This is a genomic window from Candidatus Polarisedimenticolia bacterium (genome assembly GCA_035764505.1).
Classification (GTDB): Bacteria; Acidobacteriota; Polarisedimenticolia; order Gp22-AA2; family AA152; genus AA152.
Genome location: DASTZC010000229.1, coordinates 1 through 2097, shown reverse-complemented (window position 1 = coordinate 2097; position 2097 = coordinate 1). Strand labels below are relative to the sequence as shown.

The following is a 2097-nucleotide window of genomic DNA, read 5'->3' as shown; positions in this document are numbered from 1 at the left end:
CGCTCCGCCTCCCCCGAGAGGAGCGCGCTCCACACCGGCGGACGCCGCCCTGCCTCGCGGGCCCGCACCTTGGACAGCCCCGCCGCCATCCCGACGCGGAAGATCAGGCGGCGCACCGGGGACGCCGCGCGCAGCGCGTCGCCCACGCGCGAGTGCATCTTCTCCAGCAGCCGCGGGACGGTGGCCAGCAGGGTCGGCTCGATCTCCTGCAGGTTCTGGGCGACCGCCTCGATCGACTCCGCGAAGGCAATCGTGGCCCCCGCCTCCAGGCAGGCGAGCTGAACGACCCGTTCGAAGGCATGGCTCAGCGGCAGGAAGGAGAGCGCCGTCGTGCGCTCGTCGATCGGAATCGCCTCGAGCGTGCTGCTCACCACCGACGCGAGGTTGGCGTGCGTCAGCATCACCCCTTTCGGCTCGCCGGTCGTCCCCGAGGTGTACAGGACGCTGGCCAGGTCGTCTGGCGCCACGGCGCGGCGCAGCGCCTCGAACCTCTGCGGCTCGGCCTGGTGCACCGCTTCCCCCTCCCGGAGCAGCGCCGGCCAGGAAAGGGCCTGGGTGGGCATGTCGCTCGGGGGATCGAGAACAATGAGGCGCGCGAGATTGGGAAGCGAGCCCAGGATGGGCAGGACCTTGGCGAGCTGGCCTTCGCTGGAGAGGACGATCCCCCGCGCGCCGCAATGATCCAGGATGAAGCGGACCTGCTCGCTCAGCAGCGACGGGTAGATGGGGACGACGATGGCCCCCAGGTTGAGCAGCGCATGATCGAAAGCCGCCCACTCGGGACGGTTCTCGGAGAGGATGGCGACCATCTCGCCGCGCTTCACTCCCAATCCATCCAGTCCCAGAGCCAGGCTGCGAACGGTGGCCGCGAACTCCCCCGCCGGGATGTCGCGCCAGGACCCTTTGACCTTGTACCGCAGGAGGTCGGACTTGGAGGGGCGATTCGCAAGACCGGTGAGGATGTCGCAGAGGGTCCGGATCGGCAATCGGACGCTCCTCATAATCGGCCGCCGCGGGCGGCGGCGATGGCGCGCATCTTACCAGAGTTGCCGGCGGCCCGAATGGGGCCCACCTGGAGGAGGGAATGCCGGGAGTCGGAATCGAACCGACATGGGGCTTGCGCCCCGAGGGATTTTAAGTCCCTTGCGTTTGCCAGTTTCGCCATCCCGGCACGGGCTCATCTTGAGGGAAGCCATCGGGCGCGTCAAGGACGGGCGGCCATGCGGCCGGCCGGGTGGCGGGGTCTCAACGGAAAAGGATCAGAAATCGATCTGCAGGCCGAACTGGTAGCGGCGGCCGAAGCTCCTGACCGCGTTGTTCTGGAGGATGTACTGGGTGGGATTGATGGTGTAGACGCGCAGGTCGTCGGAGTTGAGGATATTGAACACCTCGAAGAAAGCGCCCGCCGAGGCCTTGCCGATCACGAAGCTCTTGCGGGCGCGGGCGTTCAGCACGTAGGCGGCCTCGTTTCGATGGCTGTTGCGGTTCTCGCTGACGGACTGGCCAGTCGTCGGATCGATGTAGCCGAAGCGCTTGCGGCTTTGCACGTAGCCCACGTTGTCCTGCGCGTCGAAGTCCTGGATCATCGAAAACGGGAGACCCGAGGCCCACTGCGCCGTGCCGCCGATCTGCCAGTCGCCCGGAAGATAGGCGGTCGCGTTGAGCTTCACCACGTGCGTCTGATCGTAGTTGAGGTAGCCGGACTCGTATTCCGTCAGTGACGGGTCGTCCCCGTTCTCCGAGAGGAAGCTCTCGGCGTCCCCCTGGCTGCGCGAATAGGTGTAGCTGCCGTTGAGCTGCCACTTGCGGCTGAGGCGGCGCACCATCTCCAGCTCGATGCCGCGATAGGTCTGCTCGTTGTAGTTGCCCAGGCGGAACACCCGGTTGAAGAAGATGTTCTGTATGAAAAGGTCGGGCTCCGCGTCGCCTTCGCGTGCCGGGATCCCACCGCTGCCTTCGTCCCCGAATCCGCTCGGCACCGTTTCGCTGCCGAAAGTGTCGGCCAGCCTGCCGGTGGCCGGATCGATTTGGGTAATGTGGTTCGCGTCCACGTTCTGCAGCTGGTGGTGGTAGTTGCGGTGGACGAAGGTGACGGAG

At 66.6% G+C, this 2097-nt stretch carries 2 protein-coding genes and 1 tRNA gene; all 3 read right to left on the bottom strand.

What is annotated here, in order from left to right:
• On the bottom strand, positions 1-986 hold a 986-nt coding region (locus tag VFW45_15290), incomplete at its 3' end, for an AMP-binding protein (protein HEU5182148.1).
• A gap of 99 nt (positions 987-1085) precedes the next feature.
• Positions 1086-1171 (bottom strand) — tRNA-Leu (locus tag VFW45_15285).
• Positions 1172-1259: 88 nt separating this feature from the next.
• A partial coding sequence (locus VFW45_15280; GenBank protein ID HEU5182147.1) for a hypothetical protein occupies positions 1260-2097 on the bottom strand: 838 nt, incomplete at its 5' end.